This is a genomic window from Variovorax sp. R-27 (assembly GCF_049913215.1).
In the GTDB taxonomy this organism is placed as follows: Bacteria; Pseudomonadota; Gammaproteobacteria; order Burkholderiales; family Burkholderiaceae_C; genus Variovorax.
The window spans coordinates 6,928,934-6,954,505 of record NZ_CP183984.1 but is presented as its reverse complement, the minus strand read 5'-3'; the positions used below and the strand labels follow the sequence as shown (position 1 = coordinate 6,954,505).

General features: G+C 67.1%; 21 protein-coding genes. 8 read left to right on the top strand and 13 right to left on the bottom strand.

The window, feature by feature from the left end:
- Nucleotides 1–5: 5 nt before the first annotated feature.
- The 3 genes from ACN9MV_RS32735 to speD are packed head-to-tail and all read right to left on the bottom strand — an operon-like array spanning nt 6 to nt 2,514.
- A complete protein-coding gene (locus tag ACN9MV_RS32735; RefSeq protein ID WP_093055063.1) occupies nt 6–1,409 on the bottom strand; it encodes an aminopeptidase P N-terminal domain-containing protein in 1,404 nt (467 codons plus the stop codon).
- The gene (locus ACN9MV_RS32730) at nt 1,406–2,119 is read right to left on the bottom strand and encodes a nucleotidyltransferase family protein (protein ID WP_426393223.1); all 714 of its coding nucleotides are present in this window, start codon (nt 2,117–2,119) and stop codon (nt 1,406–1,408) included. Before ACN9MV_RS32730 ends, ACN9MV_RS32735 begins: the two co-directional genes overlap by 4 nt.
- Nucleotides 2,120–2,133: 14 nt before the next feature.
- On the bottom strand, nt 2,134–2,514 hold the full coding sequence (gene speD / locus ACN9MV_RS32725) for an adenosylmethionine decarboxylase (protein ID WP_258352125.1): 381 nt from the start codon (nt 2,512–2,514) through the stop codon (nt 2,134–2,136).
- 145 nt (nt 2,515–2,659) lie between these two features.
- On the opposite strand from speD, the gene tkt reads away from it, so the two are divergent.
- Nucleotides 2,660–4,714 carry a transketolase gene (tkt, locus tag ACN9MV_RS32720; RefSeq protein WP_097197584.1) on the top strand — a complete coding sequence of 685 codons (2,055 nt, stop codon included), beginning with the start codon at nt 2,660–2,662 and terminating at the stop codon, nt 4,712–4,714.
- Between the two features lie 49 nt (nt 4,715–4,763).
- Nucleotides 4,764–5,765, top strand: a complete 1,002-nt coding sequence (gene gap, locus ACN9MV_RS32715) for a type I glyceraldehyde-3-phosphate dehydrogenase (RefSeq protein ID WP_093076388.1) — start codon at nt 4,764–4,766, stop codon at nt 5,763–5,765.
- Between the two features lie 64 nt (nt 5,766–5,829).
- Here gap and ACN9MV_RS32710 read toward each other — a convergent pair whose 3' ends face one another.
- From ACN9MV_RS32710 to ACN9MV_RS32700, 3 genes are all read right to left on the bottom strand, one after another.
- Nucleotides 5,830–6,378 carry a hypothetical protein gene (locus tag ACN9MV_RS32710; RefSeq protein ID WP_256329039.1) on the bottom strand — a complete coding sequence of 183 codons (549 nt, stop codon included), beginning with the start codon at nt 6,376–6,378 and terminating at the stop codon, nt 5,830–5,832.
- 93 nt (nt 6,379–6,471) lie between these two features.
- The gene (locus ACN9MV_RS32705) at nt 6,472–7,062 is read right to left on the bottom strand and encodes a hypothetical protein (RefSeq protein WP_426390912.1); all 591 of its coding nucleotides are present in this window, start codon (nt 7,060–7,062) and stop codon (nt 6,472–6,474) included.
- Between the two features lie 125 nt (nt 7,063–7,187).
- Nucleotides 7,188–7,496, bottom strand: coding sequence for a putative quinol monooxygenase (locus ACN9MV_RS32700; RefSeq protein WP_093055072.1), 309 nt, complete (start codon nt 7,494–7,496; stop codon nt 7,188–7,190).
- A 113-nt stretch (nt 7,497–7,609) separates the two neighbouring features.
- Here ACN9MV_RS32700 and ACN9MV_RS32695 point away from each other — a divergent pair, with 113 nt between their 5' ends.
- Nucleotides 7,610–8,935 carry an Nramp family divalent metal transporter gene (locus tag ACN9MV_RS32695; protein ID WP_426390911.1) on the top strand — a complete coding sequence of 442 codons (1,326 nt, stop codon included), beginning with the start codon at nt 7,610–7,612 and terminating at the stop codon, nt 8,933–8,935.
- Here ACN9MV_RS32695 and ACN9MV_RS32690 read toward each other — a convergent pair.
- From ACN9MV_RS32690 to ACN9MV_RS32680, 3 genes are all read right to left on the bottom strand, one after another.
- Nucleotides 8,932–9,270 carry a protealysin inhibitor emfourin gene (locus tag ACN9MV_RS32690; protein ID WP_093174557.1) on the bottom strand — a complete coding sequence of 113 codons (339 nt, stop codon included), beginning with the start codon at nt 9,268–9,270 and terminating at the stop codon, nt 8,932–8,934. The two genes, ACN9MV_RS32695 and ACN9MV_RS32690, sit on opposite strands and share 4 nt — an antisense overlap.
- Entirely contained in the window at nt 9,267–10,352 is a 1,086-nt protein-coding gene (locus ACN9MV_RS32685) for a M4 family metallopeptidase (RefSeq protein ID WP_426390910.1), read from the bottom strand. Before ACN9MV_RS32685 ends, ACN9MV_RS32690 begins: the two co-directional genes overlap by 4 nt.
- 78 nt (nt 10,353–10,430) lie before the next feature.
- Entirely contained in the window at nt 10,431–11,360 is a 930-nt protein-coding gene (locus ACN9MV_RS32680; protein ID WP_093055080.1) for a LysR family transcriptional regulator, read from the bottom strand.
- 114 nt (nt 11,361–11,474) lie between these two features.
- Here ACN9MV_RS32680 and ACN9MV_RS32675 point away from each other — a divergent pair, with 114 nt between their 5' ends.
- From ACN9MV_RS32675 to ACN9MV_RS32665, 3 genes are all read left to right on the top strand, one after another.
- A complete protein-coding gene (locus tag ACN9MV_RS32675; protein ID WP_093055082.1) occupies nt 11,475–12,566 on the top strand; it encodes a tartrate dehydrogenase in 1,092 nt (363 codons plus the stop codon).
- Nucleotides 12,567–12,638: 72 nt separating this feature from the next.
- Nucleotides 12,639–13,649: a tripartite tricarboxylate transporter substrate binding protein gene (locus ACN9MV_RS32670; RefSeq protein ID WP_426390909.1), complete on the top strand. Its 1,011-nt coding sequence runs from the start codon at nt 12,639–12,641 to the stop codon at nt 13,647–13,649.
- 94 nt (nt 13,650–13,743) lie between these two features.
- Nucleotides 13,744–14,034 carry a YciI family protein gene (locus ACN9MV_RS32665; RefSeq protein ID WP_093055086.1) on the top strand — a complete coding sequence of 97 codons (291 nt, stop codon included), beginning with the start codon at nt 13,744–13,746 and terminating at the stop codon, nt 14,032–14,034.
- A 21-nt stretch (nt 14,035–14,055) separates the two neighbouring features.
- Here ACN9MV_RS32665 and ACN9MV_RS32660 read toward each other — a convergent pair whose 3' ends face one another.
- From ACN9MV_RS32660 to ACN9MV_RS32645, 4 genes are all read right to left on the bottom strand, one after another.
- Nucleotides 14,056–15,114, bottom strand: a complete 1,059-nt coding sequence (locus tag ACN9MV_RS32660) for a pirin family protein (RefSeq protein WP_426390908.1) — start codon at nt 15,112–15,114, stop codon at nt 14,056–14,058.
- Between the two features lie 160 nt (nt 15,115–15,274).
- The gene (locus ACN9MV_RS32655; RefSeq protein ID WP_093174549.1) at nt 15,275–15,697 is read right to left on the bottom strand and encodes a VOC family protein; all 423 of its coding nucleotides are present in this window, start codon (nt 15,695–15,697) and stop codon (nt 15,275–15,277) included.
- A gap of 118 nt (nt 15,698–15,815) precedes the next feature.
- A complete protein-coding gene (locus ACN9MV_RS32650) occupies nt 15,816–17,486 on the bottom strand; it encodes a ShlB/FhaC/HecB family hemolysin secretion/activation protein (protein WP_426390907.1) in 1,671 nt (556 codons plus the stop codon).
- Nucleotides 17,459–22,891: a beta strand repeat-containing protein gene (locus tag ACN9MV_RS32645; protein WP_426390906.1), complete on the bottom strand. Its 5,433-nt coding sequence runs from the start codon at nt 22,889–22,891 to the stop codon at nt 17,459–17,461. Before ACN9MV_RS32645 ends, ACN9MV_RS32650 begins: the two co-directional genes overlap by 28 nt.
- 128 nt (nt 22,892–23,019) lie before the next feature.
- Between ACN9MV_RS32645 and ACN9MV_RS32640 the strand changes: the two genes are divergently transcribed.
- Complete coding sequence (locus ACN9MV_RS32640; protein WP_426390905.1) at nt 23,020–23,619, top strand: response regulator; 600 nt, start codon at nt 23,020–23,022, stop codon at nt 23,617–23,619.
- A gap of 111 nt (nt 23,620–23,730) precedes the next feature.
- On the top strand, nt 23,731–25,494 hold the full coding sequence (locus tag ACN9MV_RS32635; protein ID WP_256330750.1) for an ATP-binding response regulator: 1,764 nt from the start codon (nt 23,731–23,733) through the stop codon (nt 25,492–25,494).
- The last annotated feature ends 78 nt before the right edge of the window (nt 25,495–25,572 follow it).

Genomic DNA, 25,572 nt, shown 5'->3' with positions numbered 1-25,572 from the left:
GGGCGTCAGGCCCGCATCAGCGCCTCGATCTCGTCCGCCTTCACGGGCACGCCGCGCGAAATGAGCTCGCAGCCGGTGGCCGTGACGATCGCGTCGTCCTCGATGCGGATGCCGATGTTGTGGAACTGCTCCGGCACGCCGTCGGCGGGCCGCACGTAGATGCCGGGTTCCAGCGTCAGCACCATGCCGGGATGCAGGATGCGGCTGGGCCGGTTCTTGATGACCTCGTTCGACAGCGGATCTTTCCGCTCGCTCACCTCGCCGACCTGGGTGGGCTCGACGTAGCTGCCGCAGTCGTGCACGTCCATGCCGAGCCAGTGGCCGGTGCGGTGCATGTAGAACTGGAAGTAGGCGCGCGAGTCGATCACGTCCTGCACGCCGCCGACCTTGTTTGCATCGAGCAGGCCGAAGTCGAGCATGCCCTGCGCCAGCACCTTCACCGCGGCGTCGTGCGGGTCGGTGAAGCGGTTGCCGGCCTTGGTGGCGGCGGCCGCGGCGTCCTGGCTGGCCAGCACCAGGTCGTACAGCGCGCGCTGCGGGCCGCTGAACTTGCCGTCGCCCGGAAAGGTGCGCGTGATGTCGCTGGCATAGCCGTCGAGTTCGCAGCCCGCGTCGATCAGCACCAGCTCGCCCTTGCGCACCGGCGCCGCGTCGGCGCGGTAGTGCAGCACGCAGGCATTGGCGCCGGCCGCGACGATGGAGTAGTAGGCCGGGTACTGCGAGCCGCCGAGGCGGAATTCGTGCAGCAGCTCGGCGTCGAGGTGGTACTCGCGCGCATCCTTGCCCTCGCGCAGCATGCGGGCCGACAGCTGCATCGCGCGGACGTGCGCGCGGGCGCTGATCTGCGCGGCGCGGCGCATGATGTCCTGCTCGTGCGCGTCCTTGATCAGGCGCATTTCGTCGAGCGGGCCGCACAGGTCGCGCTGTTCCTCGGGGCACAGCGCGCCGTAGCGCACGCGGGCGCGCACCGACTGCAGCCAGCCGTCAATGCGGGTCTCCAGGCCCTTGTGGATTGCGAACGGGAACCACACGGTCGAGCGGTTCTCGAGCAGCTTGGGCAGCTTCGCGTCGAGGTCGGTAACCGAGAAGGCCTCGTCGACGCCGAGTGCCGCGGGCGCCGCGTCGGGGCCGAGGCGGTAGCCGTCCCAGATCTCGCGCTCCAGGTCTTTCGGCGCGCAGAACAGCGTGGCCCGGCCGTCGCCCGCCAGCACCAGCCAGGCGTTGGGCTCGGTGAAGCCGGTCAGGTAATAGAAGTAGCTGTCGTGGCGATACAGGAAGTCGGTGTCGCGGTTGCGCGGGCGCTCGGGCGCGGTCGGGATGATCGCGATGCCGTCCTTGCCCAGTTGCGAGGCGAGGCGCGCGCGGCGCTCGGCGTAGATCGTCGTCGTGGAGGCTGCTGCTGAAGTCATCTTGGCGTGGTGTTCAGTTGGGCGAGTCGTTCGGGGGTGCCCACATCGGTCCAGGGGCCGGTGTAGAGCTCGGCGCTCACGAGTTCATTGTCCATCGCGGCGCGCAGGATCGGCGCCAATGGGGCTTTGCGGCCGGCCGGGTTGCCGGGCAGGATGTCGCAGTACGGCGGTGCGAAGAGCGCGGCGCGGTAGAGGCCGATGGTCGAGAAGGTGAGCTTCTGGTCGGCCGTGTTGAGCGCGAGGCCGTCCGCCGAGAGGCCGAAATCGCCCTTGAGGTTGTGCGCCGGGTTCGGCACCAGCCACAGGTGCGCGAGCTTGCCGCTGGCGATGAAACGGTCGACCGAGGCCTGCGAGAAGGCGAAATCCGGCGCGAACACGTCGCCGGCCGCGACCCAGAACACGTCGCCGAGCAGCGGCAGCGCACGGATGATGCCGCCGGCCGTTTCGAGTGCGCCGCCGAAGTCGCGGCCCTCGTCGGAGTATGAAATTAATAGCGCAACACGCCCATCCAGCAAGGGAGTCAGGCCGAATCGGTCAGAAATCTGCGCGCCGAGCCAGTCGGTGTTGACCACCAGTTCGGTGAAGCCGCCGGCCGCCAGCGCCTCCATCGGCCACTGCATCAGGGGCTTGCCGCGCACTTCGAGCAGAGGCTTGGGCGTGGCGTCGGTCAGCGGCCGCATCCGCTCGCCGCGCCCGGCGGCCAGGATCATGGCTCGCACGGCGCTCACGCTGCGATCTGCCCGCGCCGCAGTTCGTTGCGCTCGCTATGACGGGGCTGGAACACCGAAATCAGGCACTCCATCAGCGCATGTGCCTTGGCCGAATGGTCGCCGCCGAAGTTGCAGACGTACACGTCGAGCGTCACGCCGCGCTGCTCGGGCCAGGTGTGGATGCACAGGTGCGATTCGGCCAGCAGCACCGTGGCCGTGACCCCGCCCGGCCCCTGCGGCGTGGCGGGAAAGGAGTGAACTATCTTGCCCACCGCCTGCAGTCCCGCGGCCGACACCGCCTTGATGCAGACCGCCCCCAAGGCGGGGCCGTCGGTGAGCCATTGAAGGCCGCATTGGCAGTCGTGAAGGTCGGCGGTGAGGTGCAGCCCATGCATGGGTGGCAACTCTAGCAGTCCGCCCGCCGCACAAGAACATCGGAAGGGTGTTCAGGCCGTATCGGGGCCGGTCTGGGCTCGCCCGGTAAAATCGCGGGTTCTCCCGACCCCAATCCTCCCTTTTCCCTCCGAAAGTCCACCGCACATGGCAAACCACGCCCTGATGGCCAACGCAATCCGCGCTCTGGCTATGGATGCCGTCCAACAAGCAAATTCCGGACATCCGGGCGCACCGATGGGCATGGCCGACATGGCCGTCGCACTCTGGGGCGAACACCTGCGCTACAACCCCGCCAACCCGCACTGGTTCGACCGCGACCGCTTCGTGCTTTCGAACGGCCACGCCTCGATGCTGCTGTACTCCGTGCTGCATCTCACCGGCTACGACCTGCCGATCGGCGAGCTCAAGAACTTCCGCCAGCTGCACAGCAAGACCGCTGGCCACCCTGAAGTCGACGTAACCCCGGGCGTGGAAACCACCACCGGCCCGCTGGGCCAGGGCATCACCAACGCCGTGGGCTTCGCGCTGGCCGAGAAGCTGCTCGCCGCCGAGTTCAATCGCAAGGACCACGACGTGGTCGACCATCACACCTACGCCTTCCTGGGCGACGGCTGCATGATGGAAGGCATCAGCCACGAAGCCTGCGCGCTCGCCGGCGCCTGGCACCTGAACAAGCTGATCGCGCTGTACGACGACAACGGCATCAGCATCGACGGCCAGGTCAAGCCCTGGTACATCGACAATGTCGCCGAACGCTTCCACGCCTATGGCTGGCACGTGATCGGCCCGATCGACGGCAACGACGCCGCCGAAGTGTCCAAGGCCATCGCCAAGGCCAAGCAGTCGACCGACAAGCCCACGCTGATCAACTGCAAGACCGTCATCGGCAAGGGTAGCCCGAACCGCGCCGGCACCGCCAAGGCGCACGGCGAGGCGCTCGGCGCCGAAGAAATCAAGCTCACGCGCGACGCCATCGACTGGCACTACCCGGCCTTCGAGATCCCGGCCGAGGTGTACGCCGACTGGGACCACAAGGAAGCCGGCGCCAAGACCGAAGCCGCCTGGAATGACAAGTTCGCCGCCTACGCCGCCGCGTTCCCCGAACTCGCCGCCGAGTTCACCCGCCGCATGAAGGGCGAGCTGCCCAAGGACTTCCACCAGGTCGCCTTCGACACCGTGGTCGCCGCCCACACCAAGGCAGAGACCGTGGCCAGCCGCAAGGCCAGCCAGCTCGCGCTCGAAGCCTTCACGGCCGCGCTGCCCGAAATGCTCGGCGGCAGCGCCGACCTGACCGGCTCGAACCTCACCAACACCAAGAGCACGCCCGCGCTGCGCTTCGACGCCAAGACCGGCGCCGTGGTCCGCACCGAGCCCACCGAACAGCACCCCGAAGGCCAGATCGGCCGCCACATCAACTACGGCGTGCGCGAATTCGGCATGGCCGCCATCATGAACGGCGTGTCGCTGCACGGCGGCTACATCCCCTACGGCGGCACCTTCCTCACCTTCAGCGACTACAGCCGCAACGCCATCCGCATGGCCGCGCTGATGAAGCGCCGCGTGGTGCACGTGTTCACGCACGACTCCATCGGCCTGGGCGAAGACGGCCCGACGCACCAGTCGATCGAGCACGCCGCCTCGCTGCGCCTCATTCCGAACCTCGACGTCTGGCGTCCGGGCGACACGGCGGAAACTGCCGTGGCCTGGGCCGTGGCGCTGCAGAACCAGTCGCGCCCCACGGCGCTGCTGCTGAGCCGCCAGAACATCGCCTACGCGGCGAAGTCGGAGCTGGGCGACATCAGCCGTGGCGCCTACGTGCTGTCCGAGCCGGAAGCCGTCGGCCTGAAGAACAAGAAGACCGTGGCCGTGATCATCGCCACCGGTTCGGAAGTGCAGCTCGCGATTGCCGCGCAGAAGCTGCTGGCCGACAAGAAGATCGCCGTGCGCGTGGTGTCGATGCCCTCGACCACCACCTTCGACCGCCAGGACCTCGCCTACAAGAAGGCCGTGCTGCCGAAGAAGCTGCCGCGCATCGCCGTCGAAATGGGCTGCACCGGCGGCTGGTGGAAGTACGGCTGCGCCGCCGTCGTCGGCATCGACACGTACGGCGAATCGGCGCCCGCGCCGGAGCTGTTCAAGTACTTCGGATTCACGGCGGAGAACGTGGCCGCTACGGTGGAAGCCGCATTGCGCGACTGATCGCGCCGGTTCACGACAAACAAGTTTTTCAACCTTAGGAGCAAGTCAGATGGCTATCAAACTCGGTATCAACGGCTTCGGCCGCATCGGTCGCAACGTGCTGCGCGCAGCAGTGCAGAACTTCAAGAACGACATCGAGATCGTTGCCATCAACGACTTGCTCGAGCCCGACTACCTCGCCTACATGCTCCAGTACGACTCGGTGCATGGCCGCTTCAAGGGCGAAGTCACGGTTGAAGGCAACACGCTGATCGTGAACGGCAAGAAGATCCGCCTGACGCAGGAGCGCGACCCTGCGCAACTGAAGTGGAACGAAGTCGGCGCCGACGTCGTGCTCGAATCGACCGGCCTCTTCCTCACCAAGGAAACGGCGCAGAAGCACATCGATGCGGGCGCGAAGAAGGTCATTCTGTCGGCACCGTCGAAGGACGACACCCCCATGTTCGTCTACGGCGTGAACGACAAGAAGTACGCCGGCGAAGCCATCGTCAGCAACGCCAGCTGCACCACTAACTGCCTGGCCCCGCTGGCCAAGGTGCTGAACGACAAGTGGGGCATCAAGCGCGGCCTGATGACCACCGTGCACGCAGCCACCGCCACGCAGAAGACCGTGGACGGCCCGAGCAACAAGGACTGGCGCGGCGGCCGCGGCATCCTGGAAAACATCATTCCTTCGAGCACCGGCGCAGCCAAGGCCGTGGGCGTGGTGATCCCCGAGCTCAACAAGAAGCTCACGGGCATGAGCTTCCGCGTGCCGACCTCCGACGTGTCGGTGGTCGACCTCACGGTCGAGCTGGTCAAGGAAGCCACGTACAAGGAAATCTGCGCCGAAATGAAGGCACAGAGCGAAGGCGCGCTCAAGGGCGTGCTGGGCTACACCGAAGACAAGGTGGTGGCCACCGACTTCCGCGGCGACCCGCGCACCTCGATCTTCGACGCCGAAGCCGGCATCGCGCTCGACGGCACCTTCGTGAAGCTCGTGAGCTGGTACGACAACGAATGGGGCTACTCGAACAAGTGCCTGGAGATGGTGAAGGTCGTTTCGAAGTAAGGCTTCGCGGCTTCAACAAAAAACGCGCCTTCGGGCGCGTTTTTTATTGGACTCTTGCCCACCGTTATCGCAGCTTCTCGTTCCTGCGAATTTCGCTGCTCAGCTGCGAGGTCAATCGCGTTGCAGCCCTGCGTGCCGCCAATCCGAAGTCGCCCTTGAACTCGCCGAACTCCGCAGTGCCGTTGCCCGTCGCACGCACGTGCGTGACCTCGGCGCCGGCAGCGTCGGTCACCACGCACGACACCTCGGCCGTGAACGAGGTCGGCGGCCAGCTGATGAAGGACGATGAACTGGAGTCGGTCTTGATGCGCGGCGCGAACACCAGCGACACGCCGGCCGCCTCGTTCGCCTTCGCGTCACCGGCGGTGCGCAGCACCACCACGTCGCGGTACACCGCGCGCAGCGCATCGCGGATCGACTTCTCCAGGTCGCGGTACGGGTAGTAGCTCACGCGGTCGCCGCTGCCGCCGGGGGTGATCACTTCCAGGTCGCGATCCGCATCGGTCATCACGTAGGCGACCTTCTTTTGAATCAGGTGCGCCTGCGAACGCTGCGGCGCGGTCTCGGTGATCATCGTGATCGGATGCACGCAGCCAGCGAGCATGGATGACATCAGTGCCACGAGTGCCGCGCCCGCAACACGTCGAATCGCGGTCATCGGAAGTAAGAAGAACATCATCATCGAAGCGCCTCCAGGCCTGTGACGTCAGCGGCCGATGGCGGCCACGAACTGCGGATCGGCATACACCTGCCGCAGCAAGGCGCGCACGAGGCGCGGGTACGCGGCCTGTCCGGCCGGCACGGCGACGATGCTCGCGTAGCTCGAATCGAAGGCGGTCTCCGCGCGGTAGGTCTTGCGCAGGCGTTGCGTGCCCTCGCGCGTGACGGTGACTTCGACGTCCATGCGGCCGGTGCCGTTGATCACGCCGAGGTCGATCTCGTTGACCAGGATGCGCGCCGCGATGCGCGTGGGCGCCTTCGGGTCGTAGACGGAGATTTCGCTGAGGTCGCGCATCAGCGCGTCCTGCAGGTATTGCGCGAAGCTGCCGCTGGGTGACAGCAGCCTGGCGCTGCGAAGGCGCACGGTGTTGACCTTTTCTTCCGCTTCGATGGGCTGTGCCTTCGTGAGCGCCACGGGGCCGGGGCGCGTGGCCTCGAGGCGGTCGAGCGTCTCGTAGTCGGCCGCGTAGGGCGGCGCCAGCAACGGCGCGCAGCCGGTCGTCAGAACGACGACGGCCAGTGCGCCGGGCGTGAGCAGGGCGCGCAAGCGCCAATCCTGCGAACGAAAGATCGCCATGTCCTTGGTTCCCTCTCTCCACGAGGCATCCCGTGATGCATACATAGTGCATCCGTGGTGCGTGCTCCCGGCGCGAAGGTAGCACGCATCGCGCCGCGCGCGAAGGCGGGAAACTCAGGCCAGCTTCAGACCGGTTCGAGCACGTGGATCAGCTTGCTCTCGGTGAACTCTTTCGTCTTCTCGCTGTGGGCCTTCATGTGCGGTGCAACCGCATGCGCCTGCAGATGTGCCAGCGTTTGCCATTTCTCGACGACCACGAAAGTGTCTGGGCCGAAGCTGGCCTTCGAAGTCGGGATGCCCTGCGCATCGACCGTGGCGCCGTATTCGATGCAGCCCTCTTCGGCCAGCACGGCCGCGCGATTGGCGGCAAAGGCTTCGAGCAATTTGGCGCGCTGGCCCGGCTTGGCGGTGATGACGGCGACGACGTGAATCATTGAAAGAGTCTCCAGTAGCTAAGGTAGTAGGACGGTCGAATCTAAGAGATTCGGCGCCGTCGCGCTGGTCCGGTCCGCGACAACACCACGGCCTTGTCCCTATCATCGCCCGCATGTTCTTCCCGCTGCCCCGCACGGCCACTGCGCCCTTCTGCCCTTCCGAAGTGAAAGGCAGCGTGGCCGTTCCGCAAGACCTGCCTTTCTTCAAGAAGCTGATGCGCTACGCGGGCCCGGGGCTGCTGGTGTCGGTCGGCTACATGGACCCGGGCAACTGGGCGACCGACATCGAGGCCGGCTCTCGCTTCGGCTACGGCCTGCTGTTCGTGGTGCTGCTCGCGAGCCTCGCGGCGATGCTGCTGCAGACGCTGTGCGTGCGGCTGGGGCTCGTGGCGCAGAAGGACCTGGCGCGTGCCTGCCGCGAGCACCACTCGCCGCGTGTCAATCGCCTGCTGTGGCTCGGCGCCGAGCTGGCCATCGTGGCCTGCGACCTCGCCGAGGTGCTGGGCAGTGCGCTCGCGCTGCATCTGCTGTTCGGCGTGTCGATTCCGGTGGGCATCGCCATCACGGCCTTCGACACGCTGCTGGTGCTGGGCCTGCAGGGCGCGGGCTTCCGCCGTGTCGAGGCCATCGTGCTCGGGCTGGTCGGCACCATCGCGGGCTGCTTCGTCGTCGAGCTGGCGATGGCGCCGCCCAACTGGTTCGGCGTGGCGATGGGCTTCGGCCCGAGCCTGGAGCGGCTGCACCAGCCGGGCGCGCTGTACCTGGCCATCGGCGTCGTCGGCGCCACAGTGATGCCGCACAACCTGTACCTGCATTCGTCCATCGTGCAGACCCGGCTGATTGCCGACACCGATTCGGCGCGCCGCGAGGCGGTGCGCTTCTGCACGCTCGACGCGGTGGTGTCGCTGTCGCTCGCGCTGCTGGTCAACGCGGCCATCATGGTGCTCGCGGCCAGCGCCTTCCATGCCACGGGACACCGCGAAGTGACCGAGATCGACGACGCCTACCGGCTGCTCGAACCCATCGTCGGCAGCGCGTTCGCGGCCACGCTGTTCGGCATTGCGCTGCTGGCGTCGGGGCAAAGCTCGACCTTCACCGGCACCATCGCGGGCCAGATCATCATGGAAGGTTTTCTCGACCTGAAGATCCCGTGCTGGCAGCGCCGGCTGATCACGCGCGGGCTGGCGCTCGGCCCGGCCTGGCTTGGCGTCTGGTGGTTCGGCGATGGTGGCGTGGGCAAGATGCTGGTGCTCAGCCAGGTGGTGCTGAGCTTCCAGCTGCCCTTTGCGATGTGGCCGCTGATCCGCTTCACGAGCAGCCGCGCGATGATGGGCGGCTTTGCAAACGGGCCGGTGGTGAAGTCGCTGGCCTGGCTGTTGTTCGGCGTGATCAGCGCGGCCAACGTGTGGCTGGTCGCCACGGTGGTTTCGGGCAACTAGCGCTTGCCCGCGTCCTTCCACAGGTGCACCAGCGCCTCGGGCGCCTCGGCTTCCGGCACCTCGAAGCTCACGGAGATCTTCTGGTCTTCTCCGGCGCTTTCAACGAGCACCTCGACGCGGTAGTAGCGCTGGTCGCCGCTGGACAACGTGGCACCGGCCTGCCCGGCGTACGGCACCGCGCTCTGCAGCGCGTCACCGATCTGCTGGCGCAGTTCGGCGGTGCAGTCGCCGAGCTGGAAGCTGCGCGGCTGCGACAGGCCGGGCATGTAGGCCAGCCCGCCCTCGCGCGTCACGCGCACGATGGTCGCCTTGTCCAGTGGCGGCAGGCGGATCATGGCGAAATCACTCCCACGCCTTGCCAGGCATCAGCCACCGCCTTGTGTACCGCGCTGCCGGCGCCGAAGCGCCGCGAGGCGACGTCGGCGCTGAGCGTTGCGAAGGCCTCGAAATCGGCGTCCTGGCGCAGGCGCTTGTCGCATACCGCGTCGTACCAGACACGGCCTGCGGTTTCCCAAGCCTGCCCGCCGATGGCCATGGCCGCCAGATAGAAGGCGCGGTTCGGAATGCCCGAGTTGATGTGCACGCCCCCGTTGTCCTGCGAGGTGGTGACGAAGTCCTTCATGTGCGCCGGCTGCGGGTCCTTGCCGATCACCGGGTCGTCGTAGGCGGTGCCGGGCTCGGCCATCGAACGCAGGGCCTTGGCCTTCACGCTCGGCATGAAGAGGCCCGCACCGATCAGCCAGTCGGCCTGCTGCGCCGTCTGCCGCAGCGAGTGCTGCTTGACGAGCACGCCGAACACGTCGCAGATCGATTCGTTGAGCGCGCCGGGCTGCCCCTGGTAGATGAGCCCGGCCTCGTGGTCGATCACGCCGTGTGTGAGCTCGTGGCCGATGATGTCCACCGCGATGGTGAAGCGGTTCATGACCTCGCCGTCGCCATCGCCGAACACCATCTGCTCGCCGTTCCAGAAGGCGTTGTCGTAGTCCTTGCCGTAGTGCACGCTGCCGGTCAGCGGCATGCTCGCGCCGTCGATGGAGTCGCGCTCGTACACGTCGTGGTACAGACGCCAGGTTGCGCCCAGGTAGTCGTAGGCCTCGTCGGCCGTGATGTCGCCGGTGGCGGGCTTGCCCTCGGTGCGCACCAGCTTTCCCGGCAGCGTGGTTGTGTGGCCTGCGTCGTGGATGGCGCGTTCCGGTGAATTCGGCCGCGCCGGGCGTGGCCGCGCGGCTGTCGTGCTCGCTGTGCCCGAGGCAAGCTTTGGCGGCACGAAGCCGCGCAGCGCGCGGTGCTCGCGATCGATCGTCAGCGTGTTCACTGCACGCGCGCTGATGGACGCGCTGGCGTGCTCGGCAAGGCGGCTCAGCAGGTACGGCGGTATGAAGCCGGGCGGCAGGATCTGCAGCGTGCGCGACGGCATGGGCGGGCCTTTCGTCGGGTGTCGATTGATCCAGAACACCGTAGCAGAAACACCCGTCCGCGCTTGTCGGATCGAAGCTCAAGCCCTCGGCGGCATGTCGTCTTTTCCGAGCGCGGCGGCCATGAAGTCGACGAAAGTTCGCACGCGTGCCGACAGCTGGTGGCGCTGCGGGTACACCGCGTAGATGTCGGCGTCGGGCGTGCGGTAGTTGGCCAGCACCTGAACCAGCCGGCCGCTGCGCAGGTAGCGCGCGATGTCCCACTCGGCGCGCATCAGGATGCCGTGGCCGTCCAGGGCCCAGTTGACCGCGATTTCGCCGTCGTTGGTGCTGAGCGCACCGCGCGTCTTCACGGCCTCGGTGCGCTGTGCCGTGCCGCGCCCGGTGCTCAGCCGCCAGATGCCATAGGCCTCGTCGCCCTGGCGAATGCCGATGCAGCGGTGGTGCGTGAGGTCGTTGGGCACCTTGGGCTGCCCGGCGCGCGCCAGGTAGGCGGGCGAAGCGCACAGCAGCCGCCGGTTCGACGCGATGCGCCGCGCGATCACGCGGGCCTCGGGCGGCGCACCGAAGCGGATGCAGACGTCGAAGGCGTCGTCGGTCAGCGGCGGTGGATTGACCGAGAGCTGCAGCTGCACCTCCACCTGCGGATGCCTGCGTGCGAACTTCGAGATCAGCGGCGCCACGTGGCTGCGGCCGAAACCCAGCGTGGCGTTCACGCGCAGCAGGCCCTGCGCCTCGCCCTTCGCGCCGCCCAGCAGCTGCGCCATGTCGTCGATCTCGCCGAGGATGCGGCGCGCGTGCGCCACGTACAGCTCGCCCTCGGGCGTGAGGCTCATGCGCCGCGTGGTGCGGTTCACCAGCGTGACGCCCAGGCGCGTCTCCATCTGAGCGAGCCGCTTGCTCACCGCGGGCGTGCTGATGCCGAGTTCGCGCGCCGCCGCGCTCAGGCTGCCGCAGGCCGCGAGCGAGGAGAAAAAGCCGAGGTCGGCGGGCTGGACCGGAGCAACCATGAGCGATCCGATTGTTGAACTGAGGTTAATGATGGATTCACTTCCGGCATGAATCGTTCGGCACATCGGATCCTACAGTGGGCCACCACCACTACAGCGCACACAAGGACATCGATGAGCAGCTACAGCATTGCCACCATTCCCGGCGACGGCATCGGCAAGGAAGTGATCCCGGCGGGGCGCCAGGTGATGGAGGCGCTGGCCGCGGCCTCCGGCGGCGCCCTGCATTTCAGCTTCGAAGACTTCGGCTGGGGCGGCGACTGGTACCGCGCGCACGGCGAGATGATGCCGGCCGACGGCCTCGACGCGCTGCGCAAGAAAGACGCGATTCTTTTCGGCTCCGCGGGCGATCCGCACATTCCCGACCACATCACGCTGTGGGGCCTGCGCCTGAAGATCTGCCAGGGCTTCGACCAGTACGCCAACGTGCGGCCCACGCGCATCCTGCCGGGCATCGACGGGCCGCTCAAGCGATGCGCGCCGGGCCAGCTCGACTGGGTGATCGTGCGCGAGAACTCCGAGGGCGAGTACGCCGGCGTCGGCGGCCGCGTGCACCAGGGCCACCCCATCGAAGCCGCCACCGACGTGAGCATGATGACCCGCGCGGGCGTCGAACGCATCATGCGTTTCGCTTTCAAGCTCGCTCGTTCGCGGCCGCGCAAGCTGCTCACCGTGGTCACCAAGAGCAATGCGCAGCGACACGCGATGGTGATGTGGGACGAGATCGCGCTGCAGATCTCGAAGGAGTTCCCCGACGTGAGCTGGGACAAGGAACTGGTCGACGCCTGCACCGCGCGCATGGTCAACCGCCCGGCCTCGCTCGACACCATCGTCGCCACCAACCTGCACGCCGACATCCTCAGCGACCTCGCTGCGGCGCTGGCGGGCAGCCTGGGCATTGCGCCCACCGGCAACATCGATCCGGAGCGGCGCTATCCGTCGATGTTCGAGCCCATCCACGGTTCGGCCTTCGACATCATGGGCAAGGGGCTGGCCAACCCGGTCGGCACCTTCTGGTCGGTGGTGATGCTGCTCGAGCACCTGGGCGAGGCCGAGGCCGCGCGCCGCGTGATGGCTGCGGTGGAGCACGTCACGGCCAACCCGTCGCTGCACACGCGCGACCTGGGCGGCAGCGCGACCACCGAGCAGGTGACGCGCGCGGTGTGCGCGCACATTGCCGGCGAGCCCGTGCGGCTTGCGGCCTGACCGATTCGAGCGACACGACGGTATCCGCGCGCCTCGATGCGCGCATCACAACAACGAGCCGGAGACAACACCATGACAGCAGCTTCTTTCCCCCAGCGCCACCGGCGCACGGTGCTTCGGGCCGCGGCGCTCGCGCTCGGCCTCGGCGCCTCTGCCCTCGCCTTTGCGCAGCAGGCACCAGTCAACTGGCCGACCCGGCCCATCAGCCTCGTCGTGCCCTTCCCCGCCGGCGGCACCACCGACGTGCTGGCCCGCGCGCTGGCCGACAAGCTTTCGCAGTCACTCGGCCAGCCGGTGGTGGTCGAGAGCAAGCCCGGCGCCGGCGCCACGCTCGGCGCCGACTACGTGGCCAAGGCCAAGCCCGACGGCTACACGTTGCTGATGGGCGCGGTGCACCACACCATCGCGACCAGCGTCTACAAGAAGCTGCCCTACGACTTCCAGAAAGACCTGGCGCCGATCACCGTCGTGGCCATGGTGCCCAACGTGCTGGTCATCAACGCCGCGAACACGCCCGCGAAGAACGTGGCCGAACTGGTTGCGCTCGCCAAGGCCGAGCCCGGCAAGCTGGCCTACGGCTCCAATGGCAACGGCACGGCGCAGCACCTGATCGGCACGCAGTTCCAGTCCAGTACCGGCACCACGCTGCTGCACGTGCCCTACAAGGGCAGCGGCCCGCTCACCACCGACCTGCTCGGCGGCCAGGTGGCGATGTCCTTCGACACCATCACGCCGGTGCTTCAGCACATCAAGAGCGGCAAGCTGCGCGCGCTGGCCGTGACCACGGCGCGCCGCTCGTCGGTGCTGCCCGACGTGCCGACGCTGGAGGAAGCGGGGCTCAAGGGCTTCGACATCGGCACCTGGTTCGGCGTGCTTGCGCCGGCCGCCACGCCGAAGGAGATCGTCGCGCGCCTCAACGCCGAGATGGTGAAGATCATCCACTCGCCCGATTTCGCGCAGCGCATGCAGGCCATCGGCGCCGAGCCGCTGGGCGGCACGCAGGAAGAGATGGCGCGGCAGATCCGGGAAGAGACAGCCCGATTCGCGAAACTCGTCAAAGAGGGCGGAGTGGCGATCGACTAGCGAGCAGTCTGTTACGGGTGTGCACACCTCGCCCGGGCGGGCGCCTTGCCAAGGTCATAGGATCGGGGCTTCCGAATTCACCGCAGCCCTGCCCATGTTCATCGTCACCCTCACCTACATCCGCCCGCTCGAAGAAGTCGACGCGCTGATGGACCCGCACATGGTCTGGTTGAGGAAGCACTACGAAAGCGGGCTGTTCGTGGCTTCGGGCCGCCAGGTGCCGCGCACGGGTGGCGTGATCCTCGCCCGGTCGGGCGACCGTGAAGGGCTGGAGGCCGTGCTGGCGCGCGATCCGTTCGTGCAGGGCGGCGTGGCGCGCGCCGACGTGACCGAGTTCGTGCCCAGCATGACGGCCCCCAGCATCGAGGTGATCAAGACGTTCTGACGAAGAACGTCTTTTTTTCGCTCAGACTCCCGGCACTTCTTCGTGGCCGCCGGGGTGCCGCGCAAAGCGCGCGGCCTCGCGGTCGTGCACCGGCGCCGGATCGTCCCACGGCCAGCCACCGAACTGCGTGCGGCGGTAGTCGGCCATGGTCTGGCTGATCTCGGCCTGCGTGTTCATCACGAAGGGGCCGTACTGCGCCACCGGCTCGGCGATCGGGCGGCTCTGCAACACCAGGAACTCGCTCGTCTCGTCGTTGCCGTTGACGATCTCGACGGCCGCATCCGCGCGCAGCTCGACAGCGGCCGGGCCTTCCACGCGCTCGCCGGCAATGTGCGCCACCGCCCCCTTGAAGAAGTACAGCATGCGCCGCGTGCCTTCGCCCGTGGCGGCCGGCAGCGTCCATTGCGCGCCGGGCGTCATCTTCAGCGTCCAGATCGCCACGTCGGCATCGGCCTGGGCAGCCCATGAATCGGGCGGCGGCGCCAGCGGCTGGATCGGGTCCTGTCCGCTGGCGGCGTCGCCGAGCCGGCCCGCGATGACTGCAACCTCGGTGCGGCCGCCCTTCGCATCGTCGGAGGCGAAACGCGGAATGGCGTCGGACCAGAACATCGTGAAGTGCGGCTCGGCCATCTTGCTCCTGGCTGGCAGGTTGAGCCAGATCTGGAACAGCTCCAGCGGGTTCGGCGCGCCGGCGTCGAGCAGCGGGAACATTTCAGAGTGCACGATGCCCTTGCCGGCCGTGAGCCACTGCACGTCGCCGCCGCCGAAGCGCGCGGTGGCGCCCAGCGAGTCGGAATGATCGACGAGGCCCTTGCGCACGATGGTCACGGTTTCGAAGCCGCGGTGCGGGTGCGAGGGAAAGCCCGGCACCGTGTCGCCGTGGTACATGCTCCAGCCGTCCTTGCGGCTGAAGTCCTGGCCGATCTGGCGACCGGCCAGCGAGGCATCGGGGCCCATCTGGCCGTTGGCCTTCGGGTAGGCGTCGTCGTGGTAGACGCAGAACAGGAACGGGTCGATCGTCTGCCACGGGAAGCCGAGCGGCTTGACCTGGACGACGGGGCCCTTGTTGTTGTCGGACATTTCGATATTCCTTTCCATGTGGGACGCGGCCGATGATGCCGTGCCAGTGGATGGAATATCGGGGCGCCGCCGCCTTCCGGTAGAGGCCTTCCGTGCAACAGTGAAGAGCGCGTATGGAACGATGGGCATCGCTCTGGTTCTTCAGCGGCGTGGCGTTACATCACGGGTTCTGGTGCGTCACGGCGGCGTTCGGGTCCATGTACACCAGCTCCCACAGGTGGCCGTCGATGTCCTGGAAGCCGTGGCCGTACATGAAGCCGTAGTCCTTCGGCTCACCCGGGATGGTGCCTCCGGCCGCCTTTGCCTTGGCCACCAGCTCGTCGACTTCGGCGCGGCTCTCGCACGAGAGGCACAGCAGCACTTCGGTGCTCTTCGACGTGTCGGTGAGGCTCTTGGTGGTGAAGGTCTTGAAGAACTCCTCGACCAGCAGCATGACGTGGATGCTGTCCTTCTGGACGACCATGCATGCGGCATTGGCGTCGGTGAACTGCTCGTTGAAGGTGTAGCCCAGCGCGGCGAAGAAGGTCTTGGTCTTCTCGAGGTTCTTGACGGGGAGGTTCACGAAGATCTGCTTGGTGGCCATGGTGTCGTCCTGTATCGGTGGATGGATGTGGAGGTGTTTCGCGGTGTCTTGTGTACACCGTCCACAAAAGATATCAAAGAAAATGGACGGCGTCCACATCTTTTTTCCAGGCGAGCATTCAGAACGCCACAGTCGCCTGCGCCCACAGCCGCGCGCCGCCGCGGCGGCCATCGCTGGCCCGGCCCTCGGTGGCCCAGGCAGAGGTGAGCGAGAACGCCAACTTGTCCGTCGCCCAGCCCACGCCCAGACCGGCGCCGGCCAGATGCGCACGGTTGCTGGTGCTGCCGGTCCGGTTCCAGGCACGGTGGTTGAGCTGCACGCCTCCCGCGTCGTAGAAAGCTTGCAGTTGCCAGCCCGGCGCGGGCTGCCAGCGCAGGGCCGCACTGGCCAGCCAGCCTGCGTCGCCAAGGGCCTCGCCTTGCGCATAGGCCCGCACTCCGTTGTTGCCGCCCAGGCTGAATTTCTCCGCCGAAGCCAGGTTCCTGTCGGCCATCTGGCCGCCGAGGTTGAGTACCAGCGACCAGTTGGGGCGCAAGGCCTGCACGCGTTGCAACTGGTAGTTCAGCTTGCTGAAGTGCCCGGCGCTTTGGGTGCTGGCCGCGTCTTGCGCCAGGCTGTCATTGTCCAGCCGCAGTTGGCCGGTGGTCAGGTTCACGGCCAGGCTGTTGCCGGCAGCACCACCCAGCGTATCCTGCCAGTCGCCGTTCAGCCCCAGCACGACATTGCGCAGCTGGTGCACCGACGTGGTGGCGGTGCTGCCCACGGTGTCGCGCAGATTCTTGGCGTCCACCTGGAGCTGGGCATACCAGTTGTTCTCCAGGCTGCGCAGCAAGGGCTGGCGCACATACAGGCTGACGGTATCGGCCTTGCCGTCGGCATCCAGTGCCGCAAAGTCCTTGCCCAGGCGATAGTCGAGGTGCGACACGGCCACGCCCACGCGCGTGCCGCTGGCGCCCAGCGGCAGCTGGTAGCCCAGGCGCGCGTAGTGCATGCTGGTGTTGCTGGCCTGCAGCCGCAAGCTCATCTGGTCGCCCCGGTCCAGCGGATTGTTCCAGTACAGGCTGGTGCCCACGCGGTACTGCCCGGTGTAGGTGCTGCCGAAGTTGTCGATATCGGCAATGCCCTGGATGGCGCGGGTCTTGTCCACCTCCACCAGCAGGTCCGATGCCCCCACGGTCGTGCCCGGGCGCAGAGTGGACTGCACGCGGGTGCCCGGCAGGTCCGACAGTGTGAGCAGGGTGCGGTCCAGGCTTTGGGCTTGCACCGGGGCGTTCAGCGGCAGGGCGCTCAAGGGAGCAAGGGCCGAGTCCTTGAGGCCGGCGTTGTTGGTGATGCTGACCTGGCCCAGGTTGCCCTCCAGCACGGCGATGTCGAGCACGCCGTTCTTGAGCTCTTGCGCCGGCAGGTAGGCCCGGGCGACAAGATAGCCCGCCTCCCGGTAATGCCGCGTCACGCGCGCGGCCAGGCGGCTGAGGTCGGCAAAGGTCTGTTCCTTGCCGATGGCGTCGGCCAGCAGGCTTTCCAGGGCGGCGCTGCCGAAGGCGGTGTTGCCGCTGAAGTGGATGGCCACCACGCGAACCTGGGCACCGCCCTCGGCCACGCTACCGGCGCCGGGCTTGTCGATGGTCAGGGCCGGAGCTCCGGTGCTGGGGATCGGCTGCGGAGCACGGGGTTCCTGCAGGATCTGGCCGGCATCGGGGAGCGTGCGGACCTGGCCGACGGCGATGGTGGGAACCAGAGCCAGGGCGATAGAAAGCAGGCTCAGCGGGATTCGAGGCGTGACATGCATGAAAGCTTGTTCTCGTTGCGGGTGAAGAAGTCGGTCGCGGGTTGGTCCATGTTCAGACCGCAATACTCGATGCGCAGCGGCTCGTGCGGATTGGCCGGCGGCTTCGGCCAGTCGGCCAGGCTGGCCACTGCGCGCTGCTGCGCATCGCCAAGCGACGGGTTGGCGCTCGACGGCACGGGGCTCAACGGCACGGGGCTCAACGGCACGGGGCTGGGCGCCGCCGCGCTGATCACCAGCGCACCGTCGACATAGCTCAGCGTGTAATTGCCCGAGCTCAGCCCGCCGGCCGCGATGCTGTAGCTGCCGGCCGCGGTGGCGCCCTGGGCGCTGCCGCCATAGACCAGCCTGCCATTGAGCACGCTTGCGGTCTCGCCATTGACGAAGCCGCTGTAGCTGACGCCATTGCCGCCGCTGTAGGCACTGCCGTCGGCGACGCGGCTGTCGTTGTTGGCGGTGACCGTCAACGCGGCGGCGGTGATGCTGGCCGTGGTGGTGGCGCTGTTGCTGGCCAGCACGTAGTTGCCGGCATCGCTGCCGCTGATGGCGAAAGTCTCGGTGACAGTCTTGCCGGTGCCGGCGTTCTTGTCGCTGAAGCTGCCGCTCTGGCTCAGCGCCACGGTGTCGCCGCCGACCAGGCCGCTCAAACTGCCGCCGCTGACCGTGGCGGCAGTCGTGCCGTCATAGGTCTTGTCGGCCGCAGTCGCGCCGCTGACGGTCAGCGTGGCGGCATTGATGTTTGCCGTGGTCGTGCCGCTGCTGCTGGCCAGCACGTAGTTGCCGGCGTCGCTGCCGCTGATGGCGAAAGTCTCGGTGACAGTCTTGCCGGTGCCGGCGTTCTTGTCGCTGAAGCTGCCGCTCTGGCTCAGCGCCACGGTGTCGCCGCCGACCAGGCCGCTCAAACTGCCGCCGCTGACCGTGGCGGCAGTCGTGCCGTCATAGGTCTTGTCGGCCGCAGTCGCGCCGCTGACGGTCAGCGTGGCGGCGGTGATGCTGGCCGTACCCGCTGAAATCAGGTCGTAGCCCTGCTGGCTGGAATACAGGCCGCCGACGGTGATGGCGTAACTGCCCACATTCTTGCTGCTGGTGTCGTAGCTCGCGGTCCCCAAGATGAGGCCGGTGTTGGCACCTGGATCGCTGAGGGTGTAGCTGCTGCTGAAGCTGGTCGTGCCGTCATAGGTCTTGCTGACGTTGCCGGCCGTGACGGTCAGCGCGGTCAGGAAGCTGCGCAGCAAGGGCATGGTGTTGCCCTCGTAGATGCGCCACACCGCGCTGGTGCCGCCGGTGGTGGCGATGTCCCAGCCGGCGGCGCTGTAGATGTTGGCGCTGGTGGCTTCGCTGCCGCTCAGGCCGCGCGTCAGCGCATCGACCGACCCCGCTTGGGTGCCAACGCCAGTGTTGCCCGCACCGAGCCAGAACGATGCCGTGATGCTGCCGGCGTTGTGGCCCACCAGGCTGCCCAGAACGCCGGAGCTGCTGACGGCGCCGGTGGCGTAGGTGTTGAGGACGCTCCCGGCATTCCAGCCCATCAGGCCGCCTGCATAGGCATTGGACGCACTGACGGCCCCGGTGGCGTAGGCATTGCTGATGCTGCCAGCGCCGCTTCGGCCCACCAGACCGCCGGCATAGTCATTGGATGCACTGACGGCGCCCATGGCGTAGACATTGTTGATGCTGTTGGTGCCGCTGAAGTTGAAGCCCACCAGCCCGCCCACGTCGTCCGTGCCCGTGGCGGTGCCGATGGCGTAGGAACTGCCGATGCTGCCGCTGTTGCGGCCCACCAAGCCGCCCACCGCGGTGGTCCCGCTGACGGCCCCCGTGGCGTGGGCGGCGCCGATGCTGCCGTCGTTGAGGCCCACGAGGCCACCGACATTGATGCCGGAACCACTGACGTTACCCGTGGCGTAGGCATCGCTGATGCTGCCGCTGTAGTTGTAGCCCACCAGGCCGCCCAAGGAGGCGACACCGCTGACAGCTCCCGTGGCATGGGCGTTGCCGATGCTGCCGAGGGAGTTGTAGCCCACCAGGCCGCCCACGACCCCAGCCGCGTTGGAACTGCTGACAGCGCCCGTGGCGTATGCATTGCTGATGCTGCCAAGGTCGAGAAGGCCCGTCAGTCCACCGACATGGTTGCCCGCGCTGGTGACGGCACCAGTGGCGTATGAATTGCTGATGCTGCCGCGGTTGTAGCCCACCAGGCCACCGACATCGTTGCCGGTGCCATTGACGGCGCCGGTGGCGTAGGCATCGCTGATGCTGCCGCCACTGCCGGCGCTGTGGCCCACCAGGCCGCCGACATCGTTGCCGGAGCCATCGACGGCACCCGTGGCGTGGGCACCACTGATGCTGCCGGCGTAGCTGAATCCCAGCAGGCCACCAACGCTGTCGCCGGCGCCATTGACATCGCCCGTGGCAAAGGAATTGCTGATGTTGCCGCCGAAGTTGAAGCCCATCAGGCCGCCCACACTGTTGGCCCCGCTGACGGTTCCCGTGGCGTAAGCATTGCTGATGCCGCCTTCGTTGTGGCCCACCAGACTGCCCACCTCGTCGCGGCCGGTGACTCTGCCGCCCAGCAGGCCGACGCCTTGGATCACGCTGCTGCTGCCGGCCTGGCCGAACAGCCCGACCTTCGACGTCGTGCCGCGGTTGATCACCAGGTCAGTGATGGTGTGGCTTTGGCCGTCCAGGCTGCCGCTGAACGCCACCGTGTCATTGCCCACCGGCGAGAAGCCGGCCGTGGTCCACATGCCGCTGGGGTTGGCGCCGGCGGTTTCGCTGGCGTCGACATCGGCGGCCAGGCTGTAGCTGGCGGAGAGGTTGTAGGCCATCAGCTGCAGCTGGTGGGCGTTGCGGATGCTGGTGGAGTACTCGCTGTACAGGAACGGGCGGGTCGCGCCTTCGACCATCACCCACTGCGGGTTGCCGCTGCCGTCCTTGGCCACCCACACGCCGGAGCCCGAAACCGTTTCGGTCCAGGTGCCGAGGTTGGTATAGCTGCCGTGGCTGTAGGCGGTGCCGCTGGTGACAGCGTTGACGCTGGTGACCGTGCCGCTGTTCGTACCCACCGCGGCGCCTTGGCCCGTGGTGCTGCTGTCCCAGTAGGCGTTGCCGATGCTGCCGTCGTTCAAGCCCACCAGCCCGCCAACGTTGGCGCCCCCCGAGACGCTGCCGGTGGCATAGGCGTTGCTGATGCTGCCAAGGTTCCAGCCCACCACCCCACCGACGTAGCTGGTTCCCGAGGCGCTGCCGGTGGCATAGGCGTTGCTGATGCTGCCAGCGTTCACGCCCGCCAGCCCGCCGACGGCGGTGTCTCCTGAAACGCTGCCGGTGGCATAGGCGTCGTTGATGCTGCCGCCGTTCGTGCCCGTCAGCCCGCCGGCGGAGCCGGCAGTTGCCAAAACGCTGCCGGTGGCATAGGCGTTGCTGATCGTGCCGCCGTCGTTCCAGCCCACCAGCCCGCCGGCGTTGAAGCCGGCCGCCGAAACGCTGGCCGTGGCATAAGCGTCGCTGATGCTGCCGCTGTTCCAGCCCGCCAGCCCGCCGACGTTGTCGCTGGTTCCGGCAACGCTGCCGGTGGCATGAGAGCTGCTGATCGTGCCGTAGTTCCGGCCCACCAGCCCGCCGACGTCGTCGCCAGTTGCCGAAACACTGCCGGCGACATAGGCGTTGCTGATGCTGCCGCTGACGCCGCTGTAGCCTGCCAGGCCGCCGACGCGGTCGCCGCCCGACACACTGCCGCCGACCAGGCCCAGATCACGGAGGGTGCCGAAGTTTTGCGCGAACAGGCCCACGTAGTCGGCGCTGCCGGCGCTGATGGTCAGGTTCGAGATGGCATGGCCCAGGCCTGCAAAGCGGCCGCTGAAGGGGGTGCTGGCCGAGCCCACCAGCGCACTGGTGTAGGTGATGCCGCCGGCATCGAGGCCCTGCGCGAGCGCGTAGTTGCCGCCCAGGCCGGTGCTGTCAATGGCATCGAGCTGCGCCATGCTGTGGATCAGCGTGTAGCTGGTGCCATTGATGCCCAGCGTGGCGTTGGCACCGCTCAAGGTGATGGGCGCCTTCACGTTGTAGTCGGTGCCGCTGGTGACCGTTCCTGTGCTGGCGTAGTTGCCGTGGTTGAGCACCAACCCGGCGCTGGTGCCCGTGGCAGTGATGGCTGCATTGATGTTGATGTCGTGGTACGCATTCAGCGTCAGCGTGGTGTTGGCCCCCCAGCTCACCGCCGCGTTGACGTTGATGTCGCCGCTGTCCGTGCCCGTGCTGTTGTCGGTGGCCAGCGTGACGTTGGTCGTTGCCAGGTTGGCCGACAGCGTGTCGGCGCCGATGCCGCTCGTGGTGCCGGCCGCGCTGCCGGCGCTGACGGTGAAGTCGGTCGGGTCGACCAGCCAGGTGCCGGTCTTGCCCGTCTCCGACAGCGTGCTGACCTTCGCCCCACCGGCCACCTGCACATGCGCGCCGCTGGTCTCGATGAAGCCGCCGTCGTGGGCGCCGCTGGCCGAGGCGTCCAGCGTGCCCGCCACCTTGACGGTGCCGCCGGTGAGGCCGCCCAGCAAGAGGATGGTGCCGCCCGCGGCATCGATGCCCTTGGCTTCGATCACGCCCTCGTTGTTGACCACCGTGTTCAGCAGCGCATCCTTGGCGCTGGCCGTGAGGATCACCTTGCCGTTGTCGGCGCGGATCAGTCCCTTGTTCTCGGCCAGGGCGTTCAGGGTGCCTTCGTCCACCTGCACCGACAGCAGCCTGCTGCCGCTGAAGTCCAGCGTGATCTTGTCGCCCGCGGCCAGTGCCGCCGTGCCGTTGGCGGTGGTGATGGTGCCGCTGTTGCCGGCCTGCTTGCCCAAGAGGGCCACGTAGCCGCCGGTCAGGCTGCCCTGGTTGACCACCGTGCCCTGGCCTCCATTCGCGCTGAAACTGCGTTTGCCGGCCAGGAAGTCGGCATCGCTCAGGCTCAGCGTGGAGGCCACCAGGCCACCGACGTTGACGCTGGCCGTGCTGCCGAACAGCACGCCGTTGGGGTTGAGGATCCACACCTGACCGTTGGCGCTCAGGCTGCCGTTGATGACCGAGGACTCGGAGCCAACGACCCGGTTCAGCGCAATGGCGCTGGCACCGGGCTGCACGAAGTTGACGCGTTCTCCGGCGGCAATGCCGAAGCTGGCCCAGTTGATGGACAGGTTCTGGCTGGCCTGGGTGATGGTGGTGGTGGCGCCGCTCTGGCTGATGCTGCCGCTACCGGCGCTCACGCTGCCACCGCTGGGGCCAGCCCACGTGCCGCTGGCCAGCAGCGCCACACAGAGCGCCACGACGGCAGCGCCACGGCCTGACGACTTGCCGCGCCCCTTGGCGGTCTCGGGGGCAGGCACGAAGCGTGCGGCGGCGTCGCTCCAGACGAGGCGGTAGGCGTGGTTCATGGAGAAATAGCCCCTGTTTTTTGCATGAAAAAAATTGCATGCTGCCCAGGGCGCACCGGCCCGCATATAGTCAATATTGACTGATTGAAACTCTTTGCAACCAATGTTTTAATTTGCGCATGTCGCTCATGCATTTGCTGCTCATCGACGACCACGCGCTTTTCCGCTCGGGTCTGCGTCTGGTTTTGCTGCAGGGCATGGCCGACGTCGAGGTATTGGAGGCGGCATCCCTGGAGCAAGCCGTGCGCACGACGGACGAGCCCCCCGCGCTGGTGCTGCTCGACATCCAGCTGCAGGGTGTCAACGGACTGGAGGGGCTGGGGCTGCTTCGGCAGCGCTGGCCACAGGTGCCGGTGGTGATGCTGTCCTCCATCGCGACGCCCGACACCGTCGCCCAGGCCCTGGCACGCGGCGCGGCGGCTTTCGTCTCCAAGGGCGATACCCCGGACAAGATCATCTCAGTGATTCGCCAAACCCTGGCGCATCTGCAGCAGCCGCCCCTCGCCGGCACCGCCCCGGCAAAGCCCACCGTGCCCCGGCTGACCCCCCGCCAATGCGAGGTGCTGGACCTGCTGTGCGAGGGTCTGCCCAACAAGCTCATTGCCCGGCGCCTGCAGGTGTCGGAGTTCACCGTGCGCGGACATGTGCAAGCGGTCCTGGGCTTGCTGGGGGTCAACAGCCGCTCGCAGGCCACGTTTGCGGCACGCCAAAACGGGCTGATTGGTTAACCGGACTTACGCAACGCCCCCTGTCCGCCCGAGGGCGGACAGGGGGCGTTGCGCAAGCAAATCCTCAACGTGAAACAGCGCAGGCCCTGGTAGTTTCCGAAGGTTGCCTAGATGAACCCGTCTCCCGCTCCTTCGCCCCTGTCTTCCAAGGCCGAATCCCAGATCCAGTTGCATCAGTTCATCACGTTGCAGAGCAACGTGCCCTTCATCGTCCTTGGCAGCCTGTTGGTGGCCACTGCACTGCTGTGGGTGATGAACGAGGTTATTCCTCTGGCCGTGCTGCTGGTGTGGAGCGGGTTGCTGGTTGGGCACGCGTTGGTGCGCCTGGCATGCTGGTGGTGGCTGCGGCACCAGAGCGTTACGGAAGCGGAGGTGGGCCGCCGGATTCATCTGCACACGGTCCTGTCGCTCGCCTCGGGATTGCTGTGGGCTGGTGGTGCTCTGTGCTTGCTCCAGTACGGCGACATTGAGCACCGCTTGCTGGTCACCCTCATGCTGGCCGGCATGGTCTCGAGCTCCCTGATTTCGCAGACGATCCATCTGCCGACCTTCCATGCCTTTTTCCTGCCCTGCGCGGTGAGTGCCGTCGCGGGCAACCTGATGCTTGGCAATCGCTTGTACCAGGCCGTCGCCCTGACGATTTTTGCCTATTCGCTGCTGGCGGTGCGCTTTGCCCGGACGCTCAACGACAAGCTGACCGAATCGTTGCGGGCTCGCTTCCAGATTGCTGACCTGGCCGAACGCCTGCATGTCCAGAAAGAAGCGGCCGAACAGGCAAACCTGGCCAAGTCGCGTTTCCTGGCCGCCGCAAGCCACGACTTGCGCCAGCCGATCCACGCCCAAGGCATGTTTCTGGACGTGCTGTCGCGTACCCCGCTGTCACCGTATCAAAGCGAGGTGTTGGTCAGCACCCAGTCGGCCTGGCGCGCCTCCAGCGACATGCTCAACACCCTGCTGGACTTTTCGCGCATCGAAGCCGGTGTCGTGCAGCCCCAGATACAACCCTTTCTCCTGCAAGACCTGCTCTACCAGATCGAGAACGACTTCGCTCCGCTGGCCGATGCCAAGGGGCTGGTCTACCGCTCGCGGGAAACCCGGCTTGCCGTGCAATCCGATGCCATCCTGGTCGGCATGGTGGTGCGCAACCTGGTCTCCAACGCCATCCGCTATACCCAGCGCGGCGGCCTGCTGGTTAGCTGCCGAAAACGCCGGCACACCGTGAGCGTCGAGGTGTGGGACACCGGCATAGGCATCGCGCCAGCCGACCAGCAAGCCATCTTTCGGGAGTTTCACCAACTGGGCAACCCCGAGCGCGACCGGCACAAAGGCCTGGGGCTCGGCCTGGCCATTGCCGACGGACTGGCGAGATCAATGGGCCATGGGCTGACCTTGTCATCCAAGCCTGAGCGGGGCAGCGTGTTCCGGCTGGAGCTACCCCTGTCGGTAGCACCCGTGCCGCCTCCGCGACAAAAGGGGCCGCAGTTGCAACCCATGCGGGTACTGGTGATCGACGACGATGCCGCTGTGCGCAGCGCCATGGCGCACCTGCTGCAAAGTTGGGGCTGCCCCTGCGACAACGCCGAATCCCTGGAGGAAGCACTGCCGCTGGCCCTGCAAAACCCCCCTGCATGCATCATCAGCGACTATCGACTGCGCGGGCCACGCACCGGGGCTCACGCCATCACTGAATTGCGTCAGCAATTGCATCGGCAGGGGGGGCGTCATACACCCGCCCTCATCATCACCGGCGACACTGCCTCGGAGCGCCTGCGCGAAGCCCTGGCCAGCGGTATTCCACTGCTGCACAAGCCGATCTCAGCCGAGCAACTGTACCGGGCGCTGGTGGAGTTGCAGACCGATGAGCAACCACGCTAAACCGGTTGTTCGCAATCGAGGAAGCCATCCCCGTGCTCGCAACGGTTGGCAAGGGCGGCGTGCCCCGGAGTACCCGAT